Source organism: Acinetobacter sp. YH12021 (assembly GCF_013420145.1).
GTDB lineage: Bacteria > Pseudomonadota > Gammaproteobacteria > Pseudomonadales > Moraxellaceae > Acinetobacter > Acinetobacter towneri.
In genome coordinates this window covers 23,345-48,842 of the sequence record NZ_VOYT01000017.1, presented here as the reverse complement: position 1 = coordinate 48,842, position 25,498 = coordinate 23,345, and the positions used below count along the sequence as shown (strand labels likewise).

Below are 25,498 nucleotides of genomic sequence, written 5' to 3'. Positions count from 1 at the left end.
CTTCCCGAACTCAGAAGTGAAACCTCTTCGCGCTGATGGTAGTGTGGGGTTACCCATGTGAGAGTAAGTCATCGCCAGCTCATTATTCTAAACACCCTCAACTAGCGTTGGGGGTGTTTTTTTATGCCTGAATTAAAATTAAAAAGAATAAAAATAAAGAACACCAAAAAATAAAACCATCAGATGATGATGGTTTTATTACGGCTTAGATAGAAGATTGATTTAAGCGAATAATTGAGTAACGGAACACCATAGAATTGCTAAAATCGCAATCGCAACGATAGGTTCTAGTACTTTAGACCAAGTGGGTACAATTGCTTCTACAGGCTCAATATTTTGATGATCATCGTGGGTATGTTGTTGTACCATTTGATTAAACTCCTTCATTGATGCCTCTAATGATAGCTCTTCTTGAGGAATTGGTTTAGAACCTTTTAACTCTATTAGATCGTTTGTTGACCAAACCCAATCATCCGCTTGACCAGATAAATGTTCAATTTGACCTAGCAATAATTCACCTAGACCTTTATTGCCAAAATTACCGGTTTGATCCAATTGCTTGAGCTCTGTGAGTTGTAAGGCTAAGACTTCACTAATATTCTGTTCAAGCTCAGTTTTGGAGAGAGGTGACTGATTGTGTGGAGATGTGGTGAGTCGACGTGCAATTTCCTGAATATATAATTCATCTTGATGATCAATTTCTTGATAAAGTTTTTGGTTGTCTTCTCGCCACAGACTGACCAGTTTGCCTAAGCTCAGCGCATTGATTTCTTGAATATATTGGTCGCGATCAACAGCATTATATTGTTTCAAAAGCGAGGGCTTTTGAAGTTTAATCTGCGCTGCAAAATATTGTACTAAATCAAAAGCCATTCACTACTCCATTGTTTTAATCTAATAATCTAAGGCTTGGTTTTTTCTTAGTTTGTTCGGGTTTTTCTTCAGTCTTTAATTCTAAAGCATCTTCATCATTTTGGATATGTTGATACTCGCTCGGATCAAAGAATAAGCCTTGTCCATTTTCTCGAGCGTAAATCCCCAGTACCGCATTCATTGGCACATATAAGTCGCGTGAAACACCACCAAAGCGTGCGGAGAATGTAATTGCATCATTGCTCATGTGTAAGGCGTGTACAGCATGTGGAACAATGTTTAATACGATCTGACCATCCTGCACAAATTGTTCAGGAACAAGCGTATTCGGCTGTGTAGCGTCTACCAATAAATGTGGCGTGAGTTGGTTGTCGCAAATCCAGTCATAAATTGCGCGAGCTAAATAGGGACGGGTCGGACTTAAGTTGATTTCAGATTCAGACATAATGTGCTCTTTAAGTATGAATTAAAAATTCCTGATAGCGGTTTTTTTCTTGCAAAGTCATTGCTTGAGTGAAGGCAGGGCGTGAAAAAATCCGCTGACAATACAGGAAAATTGGACGACAGTGTTGTTGAGGTAATTCTATGCCCATGGCTTTTAGCCGTATAAATAAGGATGCCAGCATGCAATCTAAAATACTGAAATTTTCTGACATGAAATAAGGATAATGCTGAAATAATGGTGTCAGTGAAATGAGTGTATCACGTAATTTTTTTTGTGCAGCGCGCTGTGTTGTGTAATCTAAGCTATCACGATGACGTAGCATCTGATCGGCAAGTTTGAACCAGTCTTGTTCAAAGCGCCAAATATATTGACGTTGTTCTGCACGTGGCATAGGTGCATCGGCATAAAGTTTATTTTGTCGATAACGATCATCCAGATATTCGGAAATAATCGCAGTATTAAAGAGTTTTAAATCGTTTTCTAGCAGCATTGGAAGTTGATTATACGGATTCAGGCTTGCGAGGTCTTCATCTTCATAATCGACCAAAATCAGTTGATATTTGATTTGTTTTTCGGCCAGAACGTAACGAATCCAATGTGAGCGAAAGTCGTCCGCATGACTGTAGAGGGTAATGCCTTGTAAGGGTGCGTTCTCGACTGACATAATCCGAAATAAAACCAAATGAATAGAATAGGATACTAAACTTAGCCATTAAAATCACCCAGCAAAGCTGATAAAAGTGTATGAGATATTTGTTGATTGGTTTTCAATTTTTGGACTGTATTGAATTTTGATTTTTGGTGTATATGAATCCGAATTGTTTATCTGGCTTAAAATGCTCAGCTCGTTGATTTGCATAAAAAAAAGCCTTGGAAAATCCAAGGCTTTTTTTGTGTCCGATTCGGTAAACGAATTAACGTTTAGAGAATTGTGGACGTTTACGAGCTTTACGTAAACCAAGTTTCTTACGTTCAACTTCACGAGCATCACGAGTAACGAAACCAGCTTGACGAAGAGCAGGTTTTAAAGTGTCGTCAGATGCGATCAATGCACGAGTAATACCGTGACGGATTGCACCAGCTTGACCACCAATACCACCACCAGCAACAGTGATGTAAAGGTCATATTTTTCAGTAGCTTCAAGAAGCTCTAATGGTTGACGTACGATCATACGAGCAGTTTCACGACCGAAATATTGCTCAAGAGTACGGTTGTTAATTACGAGTTTACCTGTACCAGCTGATAAGAAAACACGTGCAGTTGCGGTCTTACGGCGACCTGTACCATAGTTAGTAGCCATGTACTGTATCCCTTAGATGTCCAAAACTTGTGGCTGTTGAGCTGTGTGAGGATGCTCAGCACCAGCGTACACTTTCATTTTCTTGATCATAGCATAACCAAGAGGACCTTTTGGCAACATGCCTTTTACAGCGCGTTGGAAGATTTCTTCTGGTTTGTGAGCAACTAATTTCTCGAAATTAGTTTCACGGATACCACCAGGGAAACCAGTGTGGCGATAGTATTTCTTATCAAGTGATTTGTTACCAGTCACTTGAACTTGCTCAGCATTGATAACAACGATGTAGTCACCAGTGTCAACGTGAGGAGTATAAGAAGTTTTGTGCTTACCGCGTAAACGACGAGCGATTTCTGTCGCAAGGCGACCTAGAGTTTTGCCAGAAGCATCAACAACGTACCAGTCGTGTTGAACTTCAGCTGGCTTAGCGCTGAGAGTTTTCATTAAACCACTACCTATTATAGTTGGTTTGGACTATGGAAGCTGTCCAAACAAAAAGGAGTCCGAATTCTACCTGAGAATGGGTAGAACTACAATGGAAAAGTCACATTTTAAGCGCTATATTTTATCAAGTTTGGTTATAAAAGCAAAATCACCTCTAGCGACCATTTCACGACAGTAAAAATCAGGTATTGATCTTATTTATCTAGTACTGTTTTAGCTTTTTCTGTATGGTCGCAGCAAATAATAATGATGAGGACGGATCACTATGTCTGATGATTTAGAACGCATCGCTACAACGACAAAAGCATTAACGACAGAAGCATTAAAGCCGCAACCAAATAAACTGCTAAAATTTATAGCAGGTTTTTTCATCACATTGATTGGTCTGTATGAACTGGCATTTTTGTTGGTAGGTGCAGCTTATGGTACTGATGTATTTGATTTTATCTTAATCTATTCTGTATTTATGCACATCACCTTGCTCCCTTTTATGCTATATGGCATCGGTGGCTTCATCATGTTGAGTCTATCTGATCAAAACTATCGAGCAGTCACTCAACAAGCGCCCAAAATACTATTTATAGGTTTGTTGTTATGTATGGTCGTGATTGGCATTTCGGAATGGGCGCATCAGATGGGCATCTTAGATAGCCGATTTAGATTAGATTGGAGATAAAACAATTTTGCTCAGGATGGCGCTATAATTCAGCTACACCTAGCTATAGTGGATGAAGCTGCATGCGCCCTTTATATGTCACCAGTGGTGAACCTGCAGGTATTGGACCTGATATTTGTCTAAGTCTGGCAGCTCGACAAGATGAGCGTCCAATTGTGGTATTGGCAGATCATCAATTATTACAACAACGCACCGAAATTCTAAAGCAACAAGTCGAATTGATTGAATATTCAGGTCAGCAACAGCCTGCAGCGCTTGGGCAGTTATATGTTGAGCATGTGCCTTTGGCTGTAGATGTTGAGTTGGGGCATTTAAATGCACAAAATGCAACTTACGTTTTGGAGCAATTACGTCGCTCAGCTTCTTATGCAATGACAGGTAAGAGTGTGGGCGTGGCGACAGCACCCGTGCAAAAATCTATTATTAATGAAGCTGGTATTTCTTTTAGTGGGCACACTGAATATTATCAGGAGTTTGCAGGTGTTGCGCGTGTGGTGATGATGTTAGCCACCAAAACCTTACGCGTTGCCTTGGCGACCACGCATTTACCTTTACGTGCCGTGGCAGATGCCATTACCAAAACACGTTTAGAACAAGTAATTGATATTTTGCTGCACGATCTAAAAAGCAAGTTTAAAATTGAACATCCTAAAGTATTGGTCTGTGGTTTGAACCCACATGCGGGCGAAGATGGGTATTTAGGCATGGAAGAAATTGAGGTGATTAATCCTGTGCTGCAAAATTACCGTAATCGCGGTGAAAATCTCAGTTTAAGTTTACCTGCAGATACTTTATTTACCCCAGAAAATTTAAAAGATGCCGATGCAGTTTTAGCGATGTATCACGATCAGGGTTTACCTGTGTTAAAATCTCAGGGCTTTGGTGAAGCAATCAATATTACTTTAGGCTTACCGTTTATTCGCACTTCAGTCGATCACGGCACAGCGCTCTCCCTCGCAGGTACGGGACTTGCGAAAAGTTCTAGCTTGCATGTTGCTGTCGATTTAGCGCTGGATTTAGCACGTTCATAATTTCAGCTTGGAAATCTTTATGTATCAAATTAATGCCCTAAACCCAAAAGATGAAGGGCATCAGGCTCGTAAACGCTTTGGTCAAAACTTTTTGCATGATCAACGCGTGATTGCCAAAATTGTCCGCTCAGTGAACCCACGTCCAGGCGATAATATTGTCGAGATTGGACCGGGTTTAGCGGCATTGACCTCACCTTTAATTGGTGAGTGTGATGCTTTGACTGTAGTGGAATTAGACCGTGATTTGGCCGCAGGCTTACCGGGACGTGTGCCACATCCTGAGCGTTTAACTATTGTAGAAAGTGACGCGCTGAAATATGACTTTACCGAGTTATTTCAGGAAGGGCGCCCGCTACGTGTGGTTGGAAACTTGCCGTATAACATTTCGACGCCGCTTTTGTTTCATCTCTTAGAGTTTGGTGACAAAGTTAAAGACATGCACTTTATGCTGCAAAAAGAAGTGGTAGATCGTATCACGGCTGAACCGAATACCAAAGAATATGGGCGTTTATCGGTGATGATGCAGTATTACTGTAAGCCAACGTTCTTGTTTGAAGTACCGCCTGGCGCATTTAATCCACCGCCTAAAGTGACTTCTGCAGTATTCCGTTTAGAGCCTTATGTGACTAAACCGATTATTGCCAAAGATGAAAAAGCATTGGCACGTTTGGTGGCGCATGTATTTACCCAACGTCGTAAAACATTGCGCAATAGCTTAAAAGGCATGTTGGCTGAAGATGCGTTTGAACGTGCAGGGGTAGACCCAATGGCACGTCCTGAAACTTTAAGTTTGAGTGCATTTGTCGCATTGGCAGATCAGATGGTGAATTAATGGCAGCAATTCGATACAACTATGTCATTGGTGATGTGCAGGGCTGCTTTGAAGCCTTAAAACTGTTATTAAAAGAAATACAGTTCGATCCCGATCAAGATTTTATTTGGTTTGCAGGCGATTTAGTCGCGCGGGGTGAAAACTCGGTAGGTGCTTTGCGTTTTATTAAAAAACTGGTAGATCGTGGCGTTGCAGCAACGGTGTTAGGCAATCACGATTTAACCTTGTTGGCAGGCGCACGTGGCTTAAAGAAAATCAAAGCACAAGACAACACTCGTGATGTGATTGATGCAATTGACAGTGATGATTTGATTGATTGGTTGCGTAAACAACCATTGTGTCTTTTTCCTAATGAAAACACCATTTTAACTCATGCAGGTATTCCACATATTTGGAATGCGGAACAAACCGCAGCTTTGGCAAAAGAAGTTGAGGCGGTGATTGGGCATGAGGACTTTGAGGTAGTGGATGCATTCTTAAAGGAAATGTATGGGGCAGAACCTGCAGTTTGGTCGGATGATTTAGAGGGGCATGCGCGTTTACGTTGTATTACCAACTATTTGACCCGTATGCGTTTAGCCAATGCACAGGGTGGTTTGGAATTCAGCTTTAAAGATGCCTTAGATGATCCGATGCCAGAAGGTTTTAAACCGTGGTTTGAATATCCATCTTTAGCTGCGCAAACACATCAAATCGTATTTGGTCATTGGGCAGCATTGCAGGGACAAACGGTAGCCGACAATATTCAAAATGTGGATGGCGGTTGTGTGTGGGGCAATCAGCTTGTGGCTTATCGTTTGGAAGATCAGCAATTGTTTGCAGTGGATAATCCGCTGGCAGAATGGTAATAACATTCATCTTTAAAATTTAAAAATGTGATGATGAAATGAAAATAGCCACCTATTGAGGTGGCTATTTTTTATCTTGAATTTTATTGAATTCGAATCCAAGTTTGACTGCGACCTAGTGTAGATACACCCATATAAGCACGTAAAGTTAAACGTTTACCTGTTGAGTTGAGGCGAATTTTTGCATCGTAAATACGACCTGCCAATGGATCAATTACGCGTCCTTTTTCGTAATTGTTGCTGTTTTTGACTTGTTGTAAGCCTTTTAAAATATCCATCCCTAAAATAGGTTGGTCGGTATAAGGCGCAGGGCATTTATTACAAAGTTCACGTGGGGTATAACCCGGACGCGGGGTTACTTTCACAATTTTACCCGTATAGGTTTGATTGGCTTCTTTACGAATTTCGATGACAGCTTTGGGTGAGCCTGTTTTATCATCAATTTGTTGCCAAGTTCCTGCTAAATCTTGTGCCATCGCCAAAGTGCTTAGACTGCCGAAGATGACGGCTATTCCTAAAGCCAATTTCTGAATCATTTTATTTCCCTTACTCGGTCTTTGCGGCTAGTCTAATCTGTGAATTAACGGACACAAAGTCCCGAGTATCCAGAAAAAATGACCTATGAGACACAATTACTCGCTTATTGTTGGCGAATCCACGTTTGTGTCCGACCAATGGCTGAAATTCCGACGTAACCACGTAAAGTGAGACGTTTATTATTAGATGCTAAACGACCTTTCAGGCTATACATTTTGCCTGTAAGTGGATCTAAAATACGCCCATCGGCATAGTTGTTATTTTCCACATGCTTTAAGCCACTAATAATTTCCAAACCGACCAAAGGTTTGTTGGTATAAGGTGCAGGGCAATTCACACACATAGTTTTTGGGGTATAGCCCGGTCTTGGTGTGACTTTGATAATTTTACCAGTAAAGCTGCCATTTTCAGCTTGGGTAATTTCAATCAGGGCTTTGGGTGAACCTGTTTTGTCATCAATACTTTGCCAGATACCTGTTAGGTCTGCAGCAAATGCTGAACCACTGAAGATTAAGCTTGCAAATACACCCATCAATACATTTTTCTTCATATCAGTTCCTTTGATTGTCGAAAGTTATTACAGAGGTTAATTCAAGATATAAAGCGAGTTGTGGTAAGAGTCAAGAGATTTGAGGAAATTTTTAATCTTAAACTTGCAGGGAAAATGCTGGAAAAGATGTGAAAAATGCCACGAACGTGTGGCATTTTAAGTGAAAAGTGAATTAATTAAGTTGATGGAATAACTTATAAATTAATCACTTTTAATCCAAGTTTGGCTGCGACCTAAAGCCGATACACCGACATAACCGCGCATGGTCAAACGCTTACCATTATTGCTCAATTTGGCTTTGGTGCTGTAAATATTGCCGCTTAAAGGGTCAATAATTTTCCCGCCTGTGAAATTGGAATTACCTGTATATTTTAAGCCAGTGAGTACATCCATACCTAAAATCGGTTGGTTGGTATAAGGCGCAGGGCAGTTGACACAGGTTTCTCTTGGTGTGTAACCTGGGCGTGGCGTCACTTTAACGATTTTAGCGGTATAGCTACCATTGCTTTCCTGACGAATTTCTAAAATGGCTTTAGATGAACCCGTTTTATCGTCAATGTTTTTCCAAGTTCCTGTAATATCTTGAGCCAGCGCAAAACTACCTAAGGCTGAGCAGATTAAGGCAACGGTGAGTTTCATCTTGACCATGTTCAATGTTCCTTCATTTCGCAAACTGGATATTTCATAATAAAAAGAAAGTGAAATGGTCACAATCTTTAAAAGTGATTGCTCAGTCACATTCTTTGTAAATACAGTATAAATGTTGGCAGCCAAACTGCGGTAAAGACTGCATTGACTGCCATGCCAAAGGCAGCATAACGTCCTGCAACACTGCCACGTTGCCATGCTTGAGCAGTACCAATGGCATGTGCAGCTAAGCCAAGTGCCAAACCTGAAGCACGTTCATCATTGATATGCCTTAAAATAAGTGGTGAAAAAGCAGCACCCACGACACCTGATAAAATCACAATTAATACTGCCAATTGAATCGGTGCTTCTAATAAGGTTGCGATATTAATCGCAATCGGCGTGGTCACTGCACGGGTGGCAAATGCCATAATATCGGCACTGGACATATGTAGCGCATAAGCAAGCCCCATCGGCAGCGCCACAGCACTAAGACTGGCAAAGAACAAAATACCTAAAATCGCTTTGAGGGGTAAATCGTCATAACGCATGGCTGCTAGAGGAATGGCGAGTGCAACTGTCACATAGCCCAATAATTGATTAAACAAAGGGTTGGTTTGTGCGACGTAAGTTTCGTATGGAATCCCGAAAAAATACAACAGTAGCAACACAAAACACATGCCAAAGACAATCACAGGGATTTGCGGGACTTTTTGGTTGCAAGGTTTTGCCAGTAAATATGCAACGAGAGTGATTAAAAAACCATATAGAATTGACAGCATTTTAATCTCCTAAAGCCAGCGTTTTGCCATTTTGGCATACAGCCAAAGCGGGATCAGCGTACTGATAAACAACACAATTAAGAAGATTGGAATTTGTTTGCCCATGTGCGTGAGCATAATTAATGAACCCGCGCTGATGGGTAAAAAGGCAAAGGCACTTTCTTTCATGATTTTGTTGTTGGTATCGACCAGACGAGCAGGAATTTTACTGAGTTTGCGCCATGTAAATAATACCGCCAGCAGGCTGAGCAAACCGACTAAATTGCCTAATTCTGGGTGATTAAATTGGGTCATGATCCATACAGAGGCTTCACGAAACACAATAATCAAAAGGAGTGTGCCGATCCATGCTGGCCAATCGATATGTTTTATCCTGCTCATTTTTGATCTTTCATTAAAATTTTACTTATCACGTTTTAACCGATCTGATCGTCAATTTCAAATGCTTCAAGCGGACGTTTAAATTGTTCTGCCTGTGCACCTAAAATTTCGTCTATCGGTAAATGTGCCTGTTTAATCAGTTGTTCCAGTTTATGTGGTGCCATGCTGACTTGTAGATGTAATTGACCTTCATCATCGTACTGTTCTGCCTGAATGACATTGAGCGCATACAGTTGATTGCGCAGTTTGCCATAAGCAGGTTGTAATTTAAGATCAAACTTTTGAATTTGCCCCATCAAACATTCATGTACGGCTTGTTTTAACAAGTCTAAACCTTGCCCTGAATGTGCCGATACATAGACACGGTCAGGTTGATGCGGTTTTTCATAGATAATTTTGGCTGTTTCGCCTGAGACATCAATTTTATTGTAAACCCGCAAAATAGGTACATCTGCGCCAATTTCTTTTAGCACACCTTCGACTGCTTCAATTTGTTCCAACACATCGGGGCTGCTTGAATCAATCACATGCAGCAATAAACTGGCTTCTAAGGTTTCTTCCAAAGTTGCTTTAAAAGATTCCACCAAAGAGTGAGATAGGTTTCTTACAAAGCCAACGGTGTCTGCCAATACCAGACGTCCGATGCCATCCCATTCTAAACGCCGTAAAGTAGGGTCAAGCGTAGCAAACAGTTGGTCAGCAGCATAGACATCACTTTGCGCCAAAATATTAAATAAGGTCGATTTGCCTGCGTTGGTATAACCGACCAATGAAACGGTAGGAATGGCGGCTTTTTGCCGAGCCACACGACCTTGTGCACGGGTTTGACGGACTTTATCGAGTTTGGTTTTGAGTTGTCCCATGCGAATACGCAATAAGCGTCGGTCAGTTTCAAGCAAGGTTTCCCCAGGACCACGTAAGCCGATACCACCTTTTTGACTGTCTAAGTTGCTGCGACTACGCACCAAACGTGAAGATAAATGTTGTAATTGTGCCAATTCGACCTGTAATTTACCTTCGTAAGTGCGGGCGCGTTGAGCAAAAATATCTAAAATGAGTTCGGTACGGTCAACCACACGGCATTGCATCACTTTTTCTAAATTACGTGCCTGTGCAGGACTGAGTGCATGATCAAAAATGACCAAATTGGCGTCGTGTTCTTTGACCAATGCGGCAATTTCTTCGGCTTTGCCTGAGCCAATAAAGAGTTTGGCATCGGGTTTACTACGTTGAGTGTGGACGTGTTGTAAAACTTCTGCACCCGCAGATTCAGCCAAGAGCTGAAATTCTTCGGCATCTAGGTCTTCTAAAATTTGGACAGCGACACTGACCAGTACAACACGCTCGCCATCTTGATGTGGCACAAAATTTTCCACTCAGCGCAATCTCCATGCTAAAGCTATATTCTAGTAGAAAAAATGTTTGTGCAGGGAAATAGATGATTGGATTTTTCCTGCGCCCTGATTTGATGCTATATCAACGTATGTAAACTCAATTATAAGGATGACCCCAATATAGAATTTATCTATTTAGATTTTGCCAAAAGTCGCATGTTTGCATGCAGGTTTCGGTTTTTATTATCAATGCAAGTTCAGATTGAACAGTATAGAATGAGCAAAATATAGACCTTTATACGTTGTTTTGCGTTTAACAATTAGTGATGACCCTATGAACCCAGCTGTTGAAACTCACACATCTCCAATTCATGGTTTTGCAAAGCTTGCTTTGTATAGCAAAAAAGTTCTGGCAACGGCTGGCGCGATTGGTGAAGGGTTCTATTTGGTCTATCGTCATCAATTGTATAAAGACACCAACAACCCGAACAATACGCGCTATGTGCAATATTTTTGCCGTCAATTGTGCAAAGTTTTTAATATTGAAGTGCAAATTCATGGTGAAATTCCGCATGACCCTGCGCTATGGGTCAGTAATCATATTTCGTGGTTAGATGTAGCGGTATTGGGTTCTAGTGCGCGGGTATTTTTTCTGGCCAAAGCTGAAATTGAAAAATGGCCGTTATTGGGTAAGTTAGCCAAAGGTGGGGGGACGCTATTTATTAAGCGTGGCTCTGGCGATTCAGTCAAAATTCGTGAACAAATCACGCAATTTTTAAAACAAGATATTCCTGTATTATTTTTTCCTGAAGCGACCACGTCAGATGGAAGCAAAATTAAAAAAGTGCATGGTCGTATTTTAGGGGCAGCAATTGAAGCCAAACGACCTGTGCAAATTTGTCTGATTTGTTATGTGAATCAGCAAGGTGAGTTAGATACTGTTGCGCCGTTTATTAATGACATGACCTTTGTTGATCATGTGAAAGATGTTTTGGAAATGCCGAAAGTGACAGCGCATTTAATGGCGTTACCTGCAATTGTGGTAGAAGGGCACGATATTGAATCTTTAACTGCTGTGGTACAGGAACGCATGACAGAAGGTTTGGCTGAGTTGCATCGTCAGGTATTAAAACCACAAGTGCTGACATCATAAAACATGCTTAGGCGCATCTTCATGTTAAAGATAGCCTAAGCACATCACATTTTTTTAAGAATAATGGTCATCATCCAACAGCTTCAATATTATGTTGCTACATAAAGCCTTCAATTGGCAGCCATGAGGTAATTTTCATTGCCGCACGTTGATACCATTTCATCCCTGGTTCTTTTTTCAGAATTTGAGTTTCTCCTTGTGGATTTTTCATGTGCCATTGAATGTTTTGCTGTGCATCCAAAACCAGTTTATAAGCATATTTGGACAAATTGACATCCATGGTGTGGTGAACTGCGCGAGCCAATGGCGGACTGTTTAAAATCACCCCAATTTCAGTATTTAAATATGCCGAGCGTGGGTCAAAATTAAACGAACCAATAAATACCTGTTTTTCATCCAATGCCATGAGTTTGGCATGTAAACTAGAACGGCTTAAACCTTTCATACTGACTTTGGCTTTTTTGGAAATTTCGTGCGTATGTGTGTTTAGGTTTTCCATTTCAGGTCGCGCCAAAAACTCATACAGCTGCACGTTATTTGCCAATAAATCTTCTCGATATTTGGCGTAAAAAGCATGCACCACAGGAACATCGTTGGCTTTAAAGGAGTTGGTCAGTACGCGTACCTGAACGCCATCATCCGCCAAGTCTTTTAGTTTTTCTGCCCCCGATTGTTCAGGGACAAAATACGCAGAAATAATATCGACACTACTGCTTGGCTTCTCTAAATGCGTCAGCAATTGAAAGTTGAGATGTTCTTCTTTTGAGGCGCGGTCTTTAATTTTACTCGGCGCATCTTTGACCACTTCAGCACTGACCCAATCGAACTTAATACTATGCGTCATCCACTGTTCAATCGCTTTAGAACGAGTCACCAAATCTAAATAATTTTGTACGGTGGTTTCTTGATCGTGCTGTTCTAATTGCTGTTTTAAGCTTTCATAACGCAAGGTGTAATGTTGTGGATTGACCAATTGCTTGACTGAATAAGCATAGTCATCATTCCAGTATTCATCAAAAGAGTGAATAATTTCATCCGAAGCCGAGCCGACTAACATCACATCGACATCAGAAAATTGATAATTGTCGCTGACGTTATAGTATTGATTGCTCATATTGCGCCCACCAATCAGAGAAATTTGGTTATCGGCAATAAAGCTTTTGTTGTGCATACGACGGTTAATACGCTTCAAATCCAAAATCATGTCCATGGCACGATAATGTCGAAAGCGATATGGATTATACAGTTTGATGTCGATGTTGACGTGTTGATCGAGCGCGAGATAAATGCCTTCCATTTTTTTGGCATTGTTATCATCGACCAATAAGCGGACTTTCACCCCACGATCTGCCGCACGAATAATGGCGTGTAGTGCAAGCGCGCCAATTTTATCGTTATCCCAAATATAATATTGTAAATCTAAAGATTTTTCTGCTTTATTAATCAGATAGATACGTGCTGCTAGGGCTTCGAGCGGATCATACAGGACATGATAACCCGTAAGCTGCGGATATTTTTCGCGTAGCGGCAGTACAATTTTGGCCAAACTGGTTTGATCGGTTGGGGTTTCAAACGCCATCTGGATCGGATGTTCAATCTGTTTGGGCAGCGTGCTACAGCCTGAGAGTGTCAAAACGAAGGCGCAACTCAGCCACAAGACGTTGTGCCGAATATTTTGAAATGGAGCGGATGAGCTGCGGTTTGCCAAATTAAATTCCTTTTTAGCACGAGGAGCAAATAAGTTAAAAATAGGGTTTGAGTATAATTGTCAGCTATGAAAAGATAAATATGACAATACAGATATATGACGTGTGTGGGTTAAATGCGACATCTGGGTTTAGCGCAGCATTGAATAGCAGAAGTATGAAGTAATAGAGAATAAATATGTGGGATAACGATTCAGTCGTGTTGTATTTCTATATGGGTATGGCAATTTTGGCGCTGTGGGCAGTTTCGCAAGCATGGCGCAGTCAGGCCAATACAGAAACCATTCACCCGTTTAAGGCCTTTGTGCATTTGTTGGCATTTTATTTGTCTTACCTGTTGCCGCCTTTGGTTTTTTTTAGTGTCTATGCGGGTATTCAGGGCTATTACTCCATCCACGAAGCGATTTTTGTATTTTTAGTCAGTGCTGTGTTGAGCTATGCGCGTTTTATTGAACCGCATTTGATTCAAGTCAAAACTACCAAATATCAAATTCATGCAGATCGCCGTTTATTAAAGCCTGTCAAAATTGCTTTAATTGCAGATTTACATATTGGCTTGTTTTCTGGGCATGAGCGTCAATTGAAGCAAATTGTGAAAAAACTCAATTTGCAAAACCCCGATATTGTCGTTGTAGCAGGCGACTGGACTTATGAGCCTGAAAATAAATTGGTCGAAGAATTGGCGGTATTAAAAGAAATTTGTGCGCCTGTATATTCGGTAAATGGTAATCATGATGAGCAGTATCCTGGCCCGCCCATTCAAGAGCTGTTAAAAACGGCTTTAGAACAAAATAACGTGATTGATATTGAAGGTAGAATTGTCGAGTTTGATGAGTTTCGTTTGCTCGGTATTGGCGATTTATGGGCAGGTAAAACCGACATGCGCTATATGCCCGATTTACCTCAGGATAAGCCGTGGGTGTTGTTATCACATAACCCCGATACAGTGGATATGGTGCCAAAATTGCCGACACGTCCGTTGATGTTGGCAGGACATACCCATGGTGGGCAGGTTGAACTGCCGTGGCTGACCGATTATGTGATGAAAAAAGTATCTATTTTAGGGCATAAAAAGGGGTTATATCGCCATGATCATGCCGATGTATTTGTGACTGTAGGGACAGGAATGGTCGGTGTTCCTTTTCGTTTTGGTGTGCCGCCCACGATTGATATTATTGAATTATTGTAAGCACCGTCACCATCGCCTACATGAAAAAAACCAGCCGAGGCTGGTTTTTTGATGCAATTTTTGCGCTTAAATTTGATTGTTTACATCATCATGCTTGGTTTCTCGAATCATTAAAAATGCGATTAAAGACAAGATGGATGCTGCACTTAAATAATAACCAACTGCAGCCAAGCCATAAGTGGTGGCAAGTTTGGTGGCAATGAGTGGGGCAAACGATGCGCCAAAAATACCCGCCAAGTTAAAGGTGAGTGCGGAGCCTGTATAGCGTACAGATGTTGGGAAAATTTCAGACAATACTGTACCAATGGGCCCGTAAGTAAGTCCCATAATTGCCAAGCCAATACACAGGAAAATAAATACAATCCACGTGCTGCCTGAAGCAAGCATATCGGCAAAAAATAAGCCAAAAATTGCAGAGATGATGCACACTGCGATAGAGGTGGTTTTACGTCCAAATTTTTCGGCTAAAACGGCTGAGAGGGGAATAAAAGCAGCAAAACACAATGTGGCTAGTAGTTGAAGTTTTAAGAATTCTTCACGTGAATAACCCAGTTGTTTGGTGCCCCATTGCAAGGCAAATACCGTAGTCAGATAAAACACCACAAAGGTACAAATTGCAGCGATTGTACCGAGCACTAACATTTTAGCGTGTTTTTTAAAGACCTGAATAAATGGCACATTGACTTCTTTTTGTTTATTCAACACTTTTTGGAAGGCAGGCGTTTCATGCAGTTTTAAGCGAATCCATAAACCGACAATCACCAATAAGGCACTCGAAATAAACGGGATGCGCCAGCCCCATGTCATAAAGTCTTGCTCAGACATCAGCGCACCTAAAATAAGGAATGAACCTGTGGCAAGAATAAAACCAATCGGAGCGCCCAATTGTGGGAACATGCCATACCAAGCACGTTTACCTTCAGGGGCATTTTCTGTGGCTAACAGTACTGCTCCCGACCATTCACCGCCCAAGCCTAAACCTTGCCCTAAGCGACACAACGCCAACAGTAATGGCGCGATAATCCCAATTTGTGCATACGTCGGCAGTAAACCAATACAGACTGTAGAAATTCCCATGGTCAATAATGCCGCGACCAAAGTGGCTTTGCGTCCAATCCGATCTCCTAAATGTCCAAATAAAGCTGCGCCAATCGGACGGGCGATAAAGGCAATTGCAAAGGTGGCGAGAGATTGAATGGTTGCCGTCATTGGGTCAGTACTGGTCGGAAAGAACAGATACGGGAAAATAATGACTGCCGCAGTGGCGTAGATATAAAAGTCAAAAAACTCGATGGTGGTACCGACCAAGCTTGCAGTCAGTACTCGAAATTTAGAATTTTGAGTCGGCTGTTCAGCGGCAGCAGTAGATGAAGATGCCATACAGGACCTTATGTAAAGTGAATTTTAAATGAAAGTGCAATTTGGCACAGACCGCACTGGCAGAAAAATAGTAGATACTTCTTGTAGTTATACTTTTTTGAACAAGAAGTCGGTTACAAAACTGCATCCATGAACACCATTCAAATCTGATCGTTTTATCTGTAAGACATGAGCGATATTCAGCGTTAAATCACATACAGATAAATTGCCAGAAAGTGTGCGCCTGCACCAATTAAGACAAATACATGCCAAATTGCGTGGGTATATCTTACGCGTTTTAAGGCATAAAACAATGCACCCACGGTGTAGGCAATGCCGCCAGTTAGCAAAAAGGTCAGGGCTTGGCTGCTTAAATAGGCTTGCATATCGTCCATGACCAGAACGGCTAACCAACCCATCACCAAGTAGGCAATTAAAGAAATTTTATGAAAACGGTTGATGAATACCAGTTTAAATAGGGTGCCAATCAGGGCAATAATCCACAGGGCAATTAACAAATATTGTGCTTTTTGTGTAGGAATGGCGATGGATAAAAACGGGGTATAAGTACCTGCAATTAAATAATAAATTGCGGTGTGATCTAACTTTTTATAAAAATAACGACGGTCTGCTGCGGTTGCCATGTGATACAGCATTGAAGCAGAAAAAAGCAGTACCATGCTTATTGCATAGGCCCACAAACCTAGCCATTGTCCCGTACTTAAATACGCACCTTTAATGATTAAAAGAATACCTGCAATAAATGCCAAAGCCGCACCAACACCATGGCTCAGATAGTTAATCCGTTCTTCTTGCAGGTCGTAATCAGGCACTAAAGGGGCATTTAATTTCATGGCGAATCTGCTTTAATTTCTTTAATTATACAACTGTATCGTAATTCAATTTTGCTTTTAGGGTAATAACAATTAAACTTGAATTGTAATTTTTTCAGGTTTTTATTATGTCGACTTTGGCTTCTCCCTCTGTGCAGGAACAACAATTCTTAGAGGCTTTTCAGCAAGCCATTGATACACAAAAGCTTGATCGTGTGGTGCTGAGTCAATATAAAGGCGAACTGGAACAATTAGAAAAAATCACCTTACGGGTGATTCAGCTAAATCAAGACACCGTTTTAACTTGTTTGTATCGCCATAAAACGCAGGATATCACCAAAAACTATCCTTTGGCAGAAGCACAGATACAATTGAGTCACTTATTGGCAGATTGTAAACAGGCCAATTTATTTACGACAGATCAGGAAATTCAGCTAAAAAAGAACAAATAGAAAGCCATGCTCAGCATTAGTAAAACAGCACCGACTATAGCGAAACCGAAAGAACCGCAAGGACATGACCGAGAAAAGCAGCGTTATGTCGATCAATCCAGCCCATTTTTACAACACTTGGGGATTAGCGATGCCAAAGCGCAAATTATTCCGAGCATGGCGCGTAAATGGAAACAGATTAATAAATTCATTGAAATTTTTTCGGGGGCTTTGGCGCAAATCAAAATTTCGGAAAATACTGTGCGCGTGGTGGATTTTGGCTCAGGCAAAGGCTATTTAACTTTTGTGCTCTATGACTATTTGCAAAAGCAGCAATTTCTTCCTTTTGTGACTGGGGTGGAACTAAACCCGAAAATGGTTGAGTTTTGTCAGTCGGTGGCGAGTGCTTCAGACTTTCAGCAGCTAGATTTTTTTCAGGGCGATGTGCGCACCTATCAGCCAGAACATTTAGATGTAATGATTGCTTTGCATGCCTGTGATGTCGCCACCGATTTTGCAATTCATACTGGTATTCGCCTGAATGCACAAATGATTATGTGCGCGCCGTGTTGCCATAAAGAGTTGCGTCCACAATTACAAAGCCCAAGCGTGTTGCAACCGATGCTGCAATTTGGCATTCATGCAGGGCAACAGGCGGAAATGTTAACCGATACCATCCGCGCTTTATTGCTCAAAGCCTATGGTTATGACACCAAAGTTTTTGAGTTTGTCGCTTTAGAACACACCAGTAAAAACAAAATGATTTTGGCAACCAAACGTCAAAATTGGAGTGAACCTGATCAAGCAGTTTTGGCACAAATTCGTGATTTAAAAACCATGTACGGTATTCAAAAACATTCTTTGGAGTTGTTGTTGAACGATCAGTGGGATCAACAGGGCATTGGTTCTAAGTGCTAAGCAAGATGGAACAGGATATAAAGATGCAAGATTATGAAATTCAATCGGGCACTTGGACACAATTTGCTGCAGAGGCCAAATCTATTCGTGAGCAAGTCTTTATTCAGGAACAGCGAATTGCGCCTGAAGATGAGTGGGATGCACAAGATGCAGTTGCCTTGCATTTTGTGGTCTATGCAACTGGACAGGCGATTGCAACAGCACGTTTACTGGAAAATTACAGTATTGGACGGGTCGCAGTGTTGAAATCACAGCGCGGTTTAGGTGTGGGACGTGTTTTAATGCAGCATATTATTCAGGTGGCAAAGCAGCAGCAACGTCCGTGGGTCAAGTTGTCTGCGCAGGAACACGCGATTCCGTTTTATCAAAGTTTGAGTTTTCAGGTTGAGGGTGAGTCGTATTTAGATTGTGGTATTCCGCATGTAGATATGCGATTGATATTTTAAACGAATTGTCGATAGTCCTGATTTTAATCGTGCAAAATAAAAATCGCCATGATGGAATGTGATCATGGCGATTTCTTTTTATAAACTGTATGAACAGAGCCGCTAGCGCATATTAATGTCCATGTGCGGGTGCTGGCTCATGGTTTTCAGGCATATTGGCATGTTCTGTTTCAGTCATACCGTGTGCATCTGCAGTTTCAGCAGCCAAAGCTTCACGTGCTTCACGATCTGCTTGTGCTTTTGCCAATGCTTCTTGTGACATAGCTGGCGCATTTTTAAAGGCGTGTTGCTGAGTATTCTGCTTTTGTTGCTGGCTAGGCATGTAGTCAGGTTCATTCGTGACCGCTAACCAGAAAATAAACATGAAAATTCCACCCAAAATACAGAAAATAAAGAGTGCTTTCCAACCCCAAGGTGATTTTTCAGGAGTAAGGCGTTCGGTCATGTGCATCTACCCAATTTGAATCTAAATCTTAAAATTATGTAACTTTATAACATAAAATGCATAAAAAACGGATTAAATTCTATTTATGCAGGGATATTCATTGTAATTTTGAGCAAATAAAAAGAGGGATGATGTATCCCTCTCAGATTGTTTTAAATTTAAAGTTTAGACTTAAATGCTTTTAGCATCTGCAGCAACACGGTCTTGCAAAATTTTAGGTGGGGTAAAACGTTCGCCATATGCTGCAGCAAGTTGCTGTGCTCGTGCCAAAGCCTGTGTTAAACCATATTGATTTAAAAACTGCAAAGCACCACCTGTCCATGCAGGGAAGCCAATGCCAAAAATTGACCCAACATTGGCATCAATGACAGATTCTAAAACACCTTCTTCCAAGCAACGTAAGCTGTCCAGTGCTTGTACAAATAAGAAACGGTCAATCATTTCTTGTTCAGCGATTTCGGTATTTTTATACCAATGACTTAATCCCGACCAAAGCTGTTTTTTACCCTGTTCAGGGTAGTCATAAAAGCCTGCACCTGCAGCTTTGCCTTTACGTGAGAATTGATGAATCATGGTTTGAATGACTTCATCTGCATTCGACAGTGGTCGGTCTTTTCCTTCGGCTTGTAACGCTTTACGTGCTTCCTGCGCCACGTGTTCAGACAAGGTTAAAGACACTTCATCCTGAATGGCAAGCGGACCAACAGGCATACCTGCTTTTAAAGCTGCCATTTCAATTTTGGCAGGATGTACGCCTTCTGCCAGTAAGCGCAAGCCTTCCTGCACAAAAGTGCCAAACACCCGACTGGTAAAAAAGCCACGGCTGTCATTGACCACAATCGGTGTTTTACCAATGTATTGCACAAAATCATAAGCCTTTGCCAAAGTATCGGCAGAGGTGTTTTTTCCTTTAATGATTTCTACCAACGGCATTTTATCGACAGGACTAAAGAAATGCAGGCCAATAAAACGCTGCTGATCTTGCGCCGCTTGGGCAAGCTCACTAATTGGCAAAGTTGAGGTATTGGATGCCATCACACCTTGTTCTGCCAGAAAAACTTCGGCTTCTTGTGTGACTTGCGCCTTGAGTTGAGGATTTTCAAATACCGCCTCAATAATCAAATCACAGCCTTGTAAATCGGCAGCCTGTGCCGTTGGATGAATATTGGCTAAGACTTGTGCTGCTCGCTCTGCACTTATACGACCTTGCGATACTTGTTTATCCAATAGTTTTTGACTGTAAGCTTTGCCTTTTTCAGCTTGTTCGATGGATACATCTTTAAGAACAACCGCAATGCCTTTGCTTGCTGTGGCATAAGCAATGCCTGCGCCCATCATGCCTGCACCTAAAATGCCGACTTTTTGAGTTTGATGCGGTGCAATGCCTTGCGGACGGCCACTGCCCGATTTAATCGCATTCAGCCCATGCCAAAAGGTGCCAATCATATTTTTAGAAATTTGACCTGTTGCGAGCTGGGTAAAATAGCGAGATTCAATGCGTAAGGCTGTATCGACATCAACCTGCGCACCTTCTACTGCTGCACTCAAAATTGCTTCAGGCGCAGGGTAACAGCCTTTGGTTTTGTCGCGTAGCATGGCAGGAGCAATGGAAAGCATTTGCGCGACAGCAGGTGTAGATGGTGTTCCCCCAGGGATTTTATAGCCTTTGACATCAAATACTTGTTGTGATTGAGGATGTGCAAGAATCCAGTCTTGGGCTTTGCTGAGTAATTCTGTTTCATTTTCAGCAAGATCATGGATTAAACCTAAACTTTGTGCTTTTTCCACACTCAGCTGTTTGCCTTCCATCAACAGCGGCAGGGCAGTTTGTAAACCCAATAAACGTACCATCCGCACAATACCACCGCCACCAGGCAATAAACCTAAAGTCACTTCGGGTAAACCAAACTTGGTTTTTGTATCACGAATCGCAATACGATGATGACAGCTCAGAGCAAGTTCCCATCCGCCGCCGAGTGCCGTGCCATTTAAGGCAGCTACTACAGGAATACCACGGGTTTCAATATAACGCAGCTGTGCTTTTAAGTTTTCAATCATCTGAAAAAATGAGCTGGCATGCTCAGGCTGTACTTGAATCAACTCATCTAAGTCACCGCCTGCAAAAAAGGTTTTTTTCGCAGAGGCGAAAATGATTCCCGCCACCTGTTCGTCTGCCTGTAACTTTTGCACCACTTGCGCTAATGCATCTCTAAAATCGGCATTCATGGTATTGGCAGATTGATTTGGTGAGTCAAAGGTTAGAATGACAATATTATCGGCATTTTTTTGATAGTGAATGGCGCTCATTTTTATACTCCTTATACTCGCTCAATAATGGTGGCAATTCCCATCCCACCACCTACACATAATGTAGCCATGCCGCGTTTCTTATCTTGTCGTTCTAGCTCGTCCAGTAAAGTGCCTAAAATCATGGCACCTGTAGCGCCAAGTGGATGACCCAAGGCAATAGCACCACCATTCACATTGACTTTGGCGGGATCAACCTGAAGTTCTGTAATAAAACGCAGAACCACGGCTGCAAAGGCTTCATTGACTTCAAACAGATCAATATCTTCAATGTTCAGTCCTGCTTTGGCTAAGGCTTTGCGTGCTGCAGGCGCGGGTCCTGTGAGCATAATGGCAGGGTCTGTGCCAACCAGTGCGGTAGCAAGCACTTTGGCGCGTGGTTTTAAGTTGTGTTGTTGTACCGCTTGTTCCGATGCAATCAAGACCAATGCCGCGCCATCAACAATACCTGATGAATTGCCTGCATGATGCACATGATTGACTTGTCCTGCTTCAGGATATTTTTGCAGGGCAATCGCATCAAAACCCATTTGTCCCATATTGGCAAAACTCGGCTTGAGCTGTGCCAAGCTTTCAGCCGTGGTTTGTGGTTTGATAAATTCATCTTGTGCCAAAATCACCACACCTGCCTGATCTTTGACAGGTACAATCGAGCGCTCGAAATGTCCCTGTGCTTGTGCTGCTGCGGCTTTGTGCTGTGATGCTGCTGCAAATTGATCGACTTCTGTACGGCTATAGCCATCGAGTGTGGCAATTAAGTCAGCGCCAATACCTTGTGGAATAAAGTCACAAGCCATATTGGTTTCAGGGTCGAATGCCCAAGCACCACCATCGGAACCCATTGCCACGCGTGACATAGATTCCACACCACCTGCAACGATTAAATCTTCCCAACCCGAACGAACTTTTTGCGCTGCGAGGTTCACGGCTTCTAAACCTGAGGCACAAAAGCGGTTGATTTGTACCCCAGCAACATCATTGTCCCAACCTGCGGCAATCGCTGCGGTTTTGGCAATATCTGCACCCTGATCGCCAATTGGTGTGACACAACCCAAAACAATATCGTCTACTTGTGAGGTGTCTAGGTTGTGTCGTTGTTGCAATTCATTCAATAAGGTTGTGAGTAGGCGAATGGGTTTAACTTCGTGTAATGCGCCATCTTTTTTTCCTTTGCCGCGCGGAGTGCGAATAGCATCAATGATGTAGGCCTCGCTCATAATCAATCCCTTGTCGATAGTTTTCTTTATGATTGCTTTTGTGTGTAATCTGAAAATTTTGAAGTGCAATGACGAGAACGGTACAGGTCAGTGAGGTTTTTTGCTAATTGGGATGACGCAGTAATTTGGCAGAAAGATTGAAACTATAATAGAGCGATAAAAAAAGCCCTTGCGGTGTGCAAGGGCAATCGATTGGAATTACGAGTTATTGTGAATTGTCGATTCTAAATTAATGATAACCGTGCAACTGACGGTATAAACCAGGTGTGACGCCAGTCCACTTTTTGAAAGCACGGTGGAAAGTACTGGTTTCGCTAAAGCCAACTTGTTGTGCCACATCTTCAAGGGTAAGTTCAGGATTCAGCAATAGGTGAATCGCGGCATCACGGCGTAATGCATCTTTTACCCCTTGATAGCTTTTACCTTCTGCAGCCAAACGACGACGCAAGGTTTGTGGCGATAGGTACAGCATGGATGCAACATCGTTCAAGGTTGGCATTTCTTCGCCAATTTGGCTCTTTAACACGTCACGAATACGCGAAGTTAAAGAATTGGTGTTTTTGAATTTCACCAACAATTGCGCAGGCGCGGTTTTTAAGAATTCGTCTAAGGTTTCTTGGGTTTGACGAATTGGTAAATCCAAGTAGTCGGCAGCAAAGGTAATTTCGGTGCGTGGCATGTCAAATTGCATGACAGGCGCAAAGAACAGCGCATCGTATTCATCTGCATGTGCAGGACGTGGATAGCCAAAATGTACGCGCTCCAAAGGCAGGCGACGTTCAATCAGCCAAGATGCCAAGCCGTGCCAAATCATCAACATACTTTCAGTAATAAAGTGATCAGGATCCATAGCTTGTGGAATAGATGGTACCAAACGTGCTTCGTGTTTATCACGTTCTAAGGTAACCGACCAATCATCACCAAACAGTTTGTAGAATTGCGAAGAGAGTTCTAAGGCATCGCCCAGTGTTTTGGCGTGAATTACCAATTGGCACATGATCGCGAATGTACCCAAACGACGTGGCTGAGAATCAAAACCCACGTGTTCGTCTTGGGTCACCATCCACAACATTTTAATAAAGCGGGTATATTGTTCAGGTGAAATACGTGCTTTCGGTTGGCGCAGAAGTTCTGCCTCAATACCGACATGAGATAATAAGGTTTCGACATCCATGCCGAGTCGCTTAACACCCGTGAGCGCTGCATTTACAAAATGGATACTAATGGTATCTCTGCTCATGTTAAATCCTTCAGTCTCTTTTGTATTCACGTAAGCTTGACCTAAATGACGCTAAAAAATTGAAATTGGCAATTTACAATACCAATTTTACTTATTTTACATAATAAATTGCCGAAATGATCAAGGTAAATGGCTGAACATGACATTGTGTTACAGTTTTGCTGTTTATAAGATGAACGGAAAATCAGTAAAAATCGAGTAATCACAACAATGACACATGCACTGAGCGGTTTAAAAGTTTTAGATTTTTCCACCTTATTGCCCGGCCCTTTTGCCAGTTTGTATTTGGCGGATATGGGTGCAGAGGTGATTCATATTGAATCGGCAACCCGTCCTGACTTAATTCGTTTATTTCCGCCCTATGCCAATGGACAAGCGACTTCGCACAGTTATTTGAATCGGAATAAACAGTCAATTACTTTGGATTTAAAATCCCCCGAAAGTATTCAGCTTATTCACGATAAAATTGCCGAATTCGATATTGTATTGGAACAGTTTAGACCAGGCGTGATGCAGCGTTTAGGGCTGGACTATGCCAGCTTGGCAAAAATTAATCCGCGACTGATCTATTGTTCCATCACAGGTTATGGACAAACAGGCGATTATCAACAAAGGGCAGGACATGACATCAACTATTTAGCCTTGTCTGGCATTGCGGGGCATAGTGGACGGCAAGCGGGTGGGCCGCCACCGCTCGGGATTCAAGTGGCCGATGTAGCAGGTGGATCATTGCATGCTTTGGTGGCGATTTTAAGTGCAGTGATAGAACGTCAGCGCAGTGGTTTAGGGCAGTATATTGATATTTCGATGACCGATTGCGCTGCGACTTTAAACAATATGGCCGCTTCAGCAGTTTTGGCGGCACAGGTTCCTCAATATGCTGAGCAATCTTACTTAAATGGTGGCACCTATTATGACTATTATGAAACAGCAGATGGCCGTTATCTTTCAGTCGGTAGTTTAGAGCCGCAGTTTATGCAGGGTTTGGCACAGATTTTAAACTTACCGATACTTTTGGAAAAAGGGGCATCTTTAGATCCGCAAGAGCGCTTGCAAGTCAAACACGCTATTCAAGATAAAATTAAAACACAAAGTTTTGCCACATGGCAGCAGGTATTCGCGCAATATGATGTCTGCGTTGAACCTGTATTCACTTTAGATGAAGCCTTACATTCACCTTTGGCACAGCAACGCGGTTGGACAGTAGAAGTTCCTATTCAGCAGAATGCCGAAAAAACTGAAACTCAGTTGGCGTGTCCAATTAAATTTTCACGTTCTCAAATGCGTTACGATTATATAGGGCAGGCTTTGGGTGCAGGGCAGTGGTCATCTCAGACTAAAAATCAGGATGAAGATGAAGCCAAGTCATAACCATAGGTATTAAATAAAAGTTCGAATAGATGCTTTAGCAGAAAAAGTGCTAAAGCATGCACTATTTCGTGATAGCTCTATAAAAAGCCTGTTAATTTTGGCAAAGGCTTACAGGCTGTGATGTTGCGATGGCTTATCAATAAAACCGCTAAGAAATATGTAAAAAACACATTTTGTTGATAGATTGAATCTCGCTATGCTGTCAGCCGTGATAATAGAAATGAC

The 25,498-nt window shown here is 42.0% G+C and carries 26 protein-coding genes and 1 pseudogene; 9 read left to right on the top strand and 18 right to left on the bottom strand.

Going from position 1 to position 25,498, the window contains the following annotated elements; translation table 11 throughout:
• Positions 1 to 222: 222 nt before the first annotated feature.
• The 5 genes from FTT91_RS11790 to rplM form a co-directional block, all read right to left on the bottom strand.
• A complete protein-coding gene (locus FTT91_RS11790) occupies positions 223 to 873 on the bottom strand; it encodes a hypothetical protein (RefSeq protein ID WP_004972488.1) in 651 nt (216 codons plus the stop codon).
• A gap of 16 nt (positions 874 to 889) precedes the next feature.
• Positions 890 to 1,318 carry a ClpXP protease specificity-enhancing factor gene (locus FTT91_RS11785; RefSeq protein ID WP_168418859.1) on the bottom strand — a complete coding sequence of 143 codons (429 nt, stop codon included), beginning with the start codon at positions 1,316 to 1,318 and terminating at the stop codon, positions 890 to 892.
• Positions 1,319 to 1,328: 10 nt separating this feature from the next.
• On the bottom strand, positions 1,329 to 1,982 hold the full coding sequence (locus tag FTT91_RS11780) for a glutathione S-transferase N-terminal domain-containing protein (RefSeq protein ID WP_180169495.1): 654 nt from the start codon (positions 1,980 to 1,982) through the stop codon (positions 1,329 to 1,331).
• A 250-nt stretch (positions 1,983 to 2,232) separates the two neighbouring features.
• Positions 2,233 to 2,619: a 30S ribosomal protein S9 gene (rpsI, locus tag FTT91_RS11775; RefSeq protein ID WP_004972483.1), complete on the bottom strand. Its 387-nt coding sequence runs from the start codon at positions 2,617 to 2,619 to the stop codon at positions 2,233 to 2,235.
• A gap of 12 nt (positions 2,620 to 2,631) precedes the next feature.
• On the bottom strand, positions 2,632 to 3,060 hold the full coding sequence (gene rplM, locus FTT91_RS11770; RefSeq protein WP_004909012.1) for a 50S ribosomal protein L13: 429 nt from the start codon (positions 3,058 to 3,060) through the stop codon (positions 2,632 to 2,634).
• Positions 3,061 to 3,325: 265 nt separating this feature from the next.
• Here rplM and FTT91_RS11765 point away from each other — a divergent pair, with 265 nt between their 5' ends.
• From FTT91_RS11765 to FTT91_RS11750, 4 genes are all read left to right on the top strand, one after another.
• Entirely contained in the window at positions 3,326 to 3,736 is a 411-nt protein-coding gene (locus tag FTT91_RS11765; RefSeq protein WP_136144144.1) for a hypothetical protein, read from the top strand.
• A 62-nt stretch (positions 3,737 to 3,798) separates the two neighbouring features.
• Positions 3,799 to 4,767: a 4-hydroxythreonine-4-phosphate dehydrogenase PdxA gene (gene pdxA / locus FTT91_RS11760; protein ID WP_096901579.1), complete on the top strand. Its 969-nt coding sequence runs from the start codon at positions 3,799 to 3,801 to the stop codon at positions 4,765 to 4,767.
• 19 nt (positions 4,768 to 4,786) lie between these two features.
• On the top strand, positions 4,787 to 5,599 hold the full coding sequence (rsmA, locus tag FTT91_RS11755) for a 16S rRNA (adenine(1518)-N(6)/adenine(1519)-N(6))-dimethyltransferase RsmA (RefSeq protein WP_004972477.1): 813 nt from the start codon (positions 4,787 to 4,789) through the stop codon (positions 5,597 to 5,599).
• Positions 5,599 to 6,447: a symmetrical bis(5'-nucleosyl)-tetraphosphatase gene (locus FTT91_RS11750; protein WP_096901578.1), complete on the top strand. Its 849-nt coding sequence runs from the start codon at positions 5,599 to 5,601 to the stop codon at positions 6,445 to 6,447. Before rsmA ends, FTT91_RS11750 begins: the two co-directional genes overlap by 1 nt.
• An 83-nt stretch (positions 6,448 to 6,530) precedes the next feature.
• Here FTT91_RS11750 and FTT91_RS11745 read toward each other — a convergent pair whose 3' ends face one another.
• From FTT91_RS11745 to hflX, 6 genes are all read right to left on the bottom strand, one after another.
• Positions 6,531 to 6,983 carry a DUF2147 domain-containing protein gene (locus tag FTT91_RS11745; protein WP_004972473.1) on the bottom strand — a complete coding sequence of 151 codons (453 nt, stop codon included), beginning with the start codon at positions 6,981 to 6,983 and terminating at the stop codon, positions 6,531 to 6,533.
• Between the two features lie 104 nt (positions 6,984 to 7,087).
• The gene (locus tag FTT91_RS11740) at positions 7,088 to 7,534 is read right to left on the bottom strand and encodes a DUF2147 domain-containing protein (protein ID WP_004972472.1); all 447 of its coding nucleotides are present in this window, start codon (positions 7,532 to 7,534) and stop codon (positions 7,088 to 7,090) included.
• Positions 7,535 to 7,735: 201 nt separating this feature from the next.
• Positions 7,736 to 8,182, bottom strand: coding sequence for a DUF2147 domain-containing protein (locus FTT91_RS11735; protein WP_104853073.1), 447 nt, complete (start codon positions 8,180 to 8,182; stop codon positions 7,736 to 7,738).
• 86 nt (positions 8,183 to 8,268) lie between these two features.
• The gene (locus FTT91_RS11730; RefSeq protein WP_004972468.1) at positions 8,269 to 8,943 is read right to left on the bottom strand and encodes an LrgB family protein; all 675 of its coding nucleotides are present in this window, start codon (positions 8,941 to 8,943) and stop codon (positions 8,269 to 8,271) included.
• Positions 8,944 to 8,952: 9 nt separating this feature from the next.
• Positions 8,953 to 9,324, bottom strand: coding sequence for a hypothetical protein (locus tag FTT91_RS11725; RefSeq protein WP_004972466.1), 372 nt, complete (start codon positions 9,322 to 9,324; stop codon positions 8,953 to 8,955).
• A 35-nt stretch (positions 9,325 to 9,359) separates the two neighbouring features.
• On the bottom strand, positions 9,360 to 10,700 hold the full coding sequence (gene hflX, locus FTT91_RS11720; protein WP_004972465.1) for a ribosome rescue GTPase HflX: 1,341 nt from the start codon (positions 10,698 to 10,700) through the stop codon (positions 9,360 to 9,362).
• 292 nt (positions 10,701 to 10,992) lie between these two features.
• Here hflX and FTT91_RS11715 point away from each other — a divergent pair, with 292 nt between their 5' ends.
• Positions 10,993 to 11,811: a 1-acyl-sn-glycerol-3-phosphate acyltransferase gene (locus FTT91_RS11715; RefSeq protein ID WP_096901584.1), complete on the top strand. Its 819-nt coding sequence runs from the start codon at positions 10,993 to 10,995 to the stop codon at positions 11,809 to 11,811.
• Between the two features lie 97 nt (positions 11,812 to 11,908).
• Here FTT91_RS11715 and FTT91_RS11710 read toward each other — a convergent pair whose 3' ends face one another.
• Complete coding sequence (locus FTT91_RS11710; protein WP_257229597.1) at positions 11,909 to 13,519, bottom strand: phospholipase D family protein; 1,611 nt, start codon at positions 13,517 to 13,519, stop codon at positions 11,909 to 11,911.
• 176 nt (positions 13,520 to 13,695) lie between these two features.
• Here FTT91_RS11710 and FTT91_RS11705 point away from each other — a divergent pair, with 176 nt between their 5' ends.
• Positions 13,696 to 14,706 (top strand): metallophosphoesterase, encoded by a 1,011-nt coding sequence (locus tag FTT91_RS11705; RefSeq protein ID WP_004972462.1) that lies wholly within the window; start codon positions 13,696 to 13,698, stop codon positions 14,704 to 14,706.
• Between the two features lie 66 nt (positions 14,707 to 14,772).
• On the opposite strand, the gene FTT91_RS11700 is transcribed toward FTT91_RS11705, so the two are convergent.
• Both FTT91_RS11700 and FTT91_RS11695 read right to left on the bottom strand, forming a co-directional pair.
• Complete coding sequence (locus tag FTT91_RS11700) at positions 14,773 to 16,086, bottom strand: MFS transporter (RefSeq protein WP_004972461.1); 1,314 nt, start codon at positions 16,084 to 16,086, stop codon at positions 14,773 to 14,775.
• A gap of 185 nt (positions 16,087 to 16,271) precedes the next feature.
• A complete protein-coding gene (locus FTT91_RS11695; RefSeq protein WP_180169494.1) occupies positions 16,272 to 16,919 on the bottom strand; it encodes a hemolysin III family protein in 648 nt (215 codons plus the stop codon).
• A 107-nt stretch (positions 16,920 to 17,026) separates the two neighbouring features.
• Between FTT91_RS11695 and FTT91_RS11690 the strand changes: the two are divergent.
• Positions 17,027 to 18,247 (top strand): annotated as a pseudogene (locus tag FTT91_RS11690) (SAM-dependent methyltransferase).
• A gap of 23 nt (positions 18,248 to 18,270) precedes the next feature.
• Positions 18,271 to 18,693: a GNAT family N-acetyltransferase gene (locus tag FTT91_RS11685; RefSeq protein ID WP_180169493.1), complete on the top strand. Its 423-nt coding sequence runs from the start codon at positions 18,271 to 18,273 to the stop codon at positions 18,691 to 18,693.
• A 112-nt stretch (positions 18,694 to 18,805) separates the two neighbouring features.
• On the opposite strand, the gene FTT91_RS11680 is transcribed toward FTT91_RS11685, so the two are convergent.
• The 4 genes from FTT91_RS11680 to FTT91_RS11665 all read right to left on the bottom strand — a co-directional run bounded on the left by FTT91_RS11680 (position 18,806) and on the right by FTT91_RS11665 (position 23,902).
• Positions 18,806 to 19,138, bottom strand: coding sequence for a hypothetical protein (locus FTT91_RS11680; protein WP_004972453.1), 333 nt, complete (start codon positions 19,136 to 19,138; stop codon positions 18,806 to 18,808).
• 171 nt (positions 19,139 to 19,309) lie between these two features.
• Positions 19,310 to 21,445 (bottom strand): 3-hydroxyacyl-CoA dehydrogenase NAD-binding domain-containing protein, encoded by a 2,136-nt coding sequence (locus tag FTT91_RS11675; RefSeq protein ID WP_180169492.1) that lies wholly within the window; start codon positions 21,443 to 21,445, stop codon positions 19,310 to 19,312.
• Positions 21,446 to 21,456: 11 nt separating this feature from the next.
• Positions 21,457 to 22,662, bottom strand: a complete 1,206-nt coding sequence (locus tag FTT91_RS11670; protein ID WP_096901568.1) for an acetyl-CoA C-acetyltransferase — start codon at positions 22,660 to 22,662, stop codon at positions 21,457 to 21,459.
• 229 nt (positions 22,663 to 22,891) lie between these two features.
• On the bottom strand, positions 22,892 to 23,902 hold the full coding sequence (locus FTT91_RS11665; RefSeq protein ID WP_004972448.1) for an AraC family transcriptional regulator: 1,011 nt from the start codon (positions 23,900 to 23,902) through the stop codon (positions 22,892 to 22,894).
• 210 nt (positions 23,903 to 24,112) lie between these two features.
• On the opposite strand from FTT91_RS11665, the gene FTT91_RS11660 reads away from it, so the two are divergent.
• Complete coding sequence (locus FTT91_RS11660) at positions 24,113 to 25,273, top strand: CaiB/BaiF CoA-transferase family protein (protein ID WP_178319464.1); 1,161 nt, start codon at positions 24,113 to 24,115, stop codon at positions 25,271 to 25,273.
• The last annotated feature ends 225 nt before the right edge of the window (positions 25,274 to 25,498 follow it).

Bases quoted from the DNA above. Each gene is read 5' to 3' on its own strand.
- FTT91_RS11780 (WP_180169495.1), bottom strand. From the start codon at position 1,982: ATGTCAGTCGAGAACGCACCCTTACAAGGCATTACCCTCTACAGTCAT.
- FTT91_RS11680 (WP_004972453.1), bottom strand. From the start codon at position 19,138: ATGACCGAACGCCTTACTCCTGAAAAATCACCTTGGGGTTGGAAAGCA.
- FTT91_RS11750 (WP_096901578.1), top strand. From the start codon at position 5,599: ATGGCAGCAATTCGATACAACTATGTCATTGGTGATGTGCAGGGCTGC.
- rplM (WP_004909012.1), bottom strand. From the start codon at position 3,060: ATGAAAACTCTCAGCGCTAAGCCAGCTGAAGTTCAACACGACTGGTAC.
- FTT91_RS11735 (WP_104853073.1), bottom strand. From the start codon at position 8,182: ATGGTCAAGATGAAACTCACCGTTGCCTTAATCTGCTCAGCCTTAGGT.
- FTT91_RS11745 (WP_004972473.1), bottom strand. From the start codon at position 6,983: ATGATTCAGAAATTGGCTTTAGGAATAGCCGTCATCTTCGGCAGTCTA.
- rsmA (WP_004972477.1), top strand. From the start codon at position 4,787: ATGTATCAAATTAATGCCCTAAACCCAAAAGATGAAGGGCATCAGGCT.
- FTT91_RS11785 (WP_168418859.1), bottom strand. From the start codon at position 1,318: ATGTCTGAATCTGAAATCAACTTAAGTCCGACCCGTCCCTATTTAGCT.
- FTT91_RS11740 (WP_004972472.1), bottom strand. From the start codon at position 7,534: ATGAAGAAAAATGTATTGATGGGTGTATTTGCAAGCTTAATCTTCAGT.
- FTT91_RS11700 (WP_004972461.1), bottom strand. From the start codon at position 16,086: ATGGCATCTTCATCTACTGCTGCCGCTGAACAGCCGACTCAAAATTCT.
- FTT91_RS11660 (WP_178319464.1), top strand. From the start codon at position 24,113: ATGACACATGCACTGAGCGGTTTAAAAGTTTTAGATTTTTCCACCTTA.
- pdxA (WP_096901579.1), top strand. From the start codon at position 3,799: ATGCGCCCTTTATATGTCACCAGTGGTGAACCTGCAGGTATTGGACCT.
- FTT91_RS11765 (WP_136144144.1), top strand. From the start codon at position 3,326: ATGTCTGATGATTTAGAACGCATCGCTACAACGACAAAAGCATTAACG.
- FTT91_RS11715 (WP_096901584.1), top strand. From the start codon at position 10,993: ATGAACCCAGCTGTTGAAACTCACACATCTCCAATTCATGGTTTTGCA.
- FTT91_RS11790 (WP_004972488.1), bottom strand. From the start codon at position 873: ATGGCTTTTGATTTAGTACAATATTTTGCAGCGCAGATTAAACTTCAA.
- FTT91_RS11705 (WP_004972462.1), top strand. From the start codon at position 13,696: ATGTGGGATAACGATTCAGTCGTGTTGTATTTCTATATGGGTATGGCA.
- FTT91_RS11695 (WP_180169494.1), bottom strand. From the start codon at position 16,919: ATGAAATTAAATGCCCCTTTAGTGCCTGATTACGACCTGCAAGAAGAA.
- FTT91_RS11665 (WP_004972448.1), bottom strand. From the start codon at position 23,902: ATGAGCAGAGATACCATTAGTATCCATTTTGTAAATGCAGCGCTCACG.
- FTT91_RS11685 (WP_180169493.1), top strand. From the start codon at position 18,271: ATGCAAGATTATGAAATTCAATCGGGCACTTGGACACAATTTGCTGCA.
- FTT91_RS11675 (WP_180169492.1), bottom strand. From the start codon at position 21,445: ATGAGCGCCATTCACTATCAAAAAAATGCCGATAATATTGTCATTCTA.
- FTT91_RS11670 (WP_096901568.1), bottom strand. From the start codon at position 22,662: ATGAGCGAGGCCTACATCATTGATGCTATTCGCACTCCGCGCGGCAAA.
- FTT91_RS11730 (WP_004972468.1), bottom strand. From the start codon at position 8,943: ATGCTGTCAATTCTATATGGTTTTTTAATCACTCTCGTTGCATATTTA.
- FTT91_RS11725 (WP_004972466.1), bottom strand. From the start codon at position 9,324: ATGAGCAGGATAAAACATATCGATTGGCCAGCATGGATCGGCACACTC.
- rpsI (WP_004972483.1), bottom strand. From the start codon at position 2,619: ATGGCTACTAACTATGGTACAGGTCGCCGTAAGACCGCAACTGCACGT.